Source organism: Mesorhizobium alhagi CCNWXJ12-2, assembly GCF_000236565.1.
Classification (GTDB): domain Bacteria; phylum Pseudomonadota; class Alphaproteobacteria; order Rhizobiales; family Rhizobiaceae; genus Allomesorhizobium; species Allomesorhizobium alhagi.
The window spans coordinates 1-644 of the sequence record NZ_AHAM01000305.1; the positions used below are offsets into that span (position 1 = coordinate 1).

The following is a 644-nucleotide window of genomic DNA, read 5'->3' on the forward strand; positions in this document are numbered from 1 at the left end:
ATCAGGCCTCTCGGAACCGTGGACCTTCAGCTTGCCGACGAGACCTCGCGCCACGCGAGACAGCGCATGGTCTACCAAGGCATATTCCCCCGGAACCTCAAGCTTGAGATCAACCACGGCGGCACCGAGATCGTCTGGACGTCCTGGAGTGGTTCGCTCGAAAGCGACGCCAATTGGTAGGCGCGGTCGAAAGTCTCGCCAATCACGTGGAAGCTGGATGTTATTGTCAGCAGGACGACGCGCGCTCCGAGAAGCTCGATGCCGACCAGCAGGACTTTGCCTTCGACGAGGTCCAGACCGGCTCGAGGCGGCGAGGTCGGCAGGCGAGCGGCAACGTGCTGCGCGACCGCGCAAGGCGTTCCCCGCGCATCTGGAGCGCGTCGAGACGTCATCGAGCCGGAGACCGTTACCTGTGGCTGCAGCTCAAGACGGTGGGCTCGTTACCTGCGGGAGCTCCGTCAGCCAGCCGCCTTCGAACCCCGCCCCTTGCAAGCCGCTGCGGATGTACGGGCATGAGCGCATCAATCGCCACAACAGGCTGCTGCGTTCGTTTTCGATCATCAGGACGATGGGGCCTTCGTTTAGGCCGAAGTGCCAACGCGAGATCCACCAGCCAAAGATGTTATCCGGCGATCCCGGGTGCG

At 63.2% G+C, this 644-nt stretch carries 2 protein-coding genes; one reads left to right on the plus strand and one right to left on the minus strand.

The genetic code is table 11. From position 1 onward, the window contains the following. The coding region (locus tag MAXJ12_RS37945) for a hypothetical protein (protein WP_008840327.1) at positions 1 to 180 on the plus strand (180 nt) is incomplete at its 5' end. A 243-nt stretch (positions 181 to 423) separates the two neighbouring features. Here MAXJ12_RS37945 and MAXJ12_RS36240 read toward each other — a convergent pair. Further along, positions 424 to 644: glucoamylase family protein (locus MAXJ12_RS36240; protein WP_008840328.1), on the minus strand; the 221-nt coding region annotated here is incomplete at its 5' end.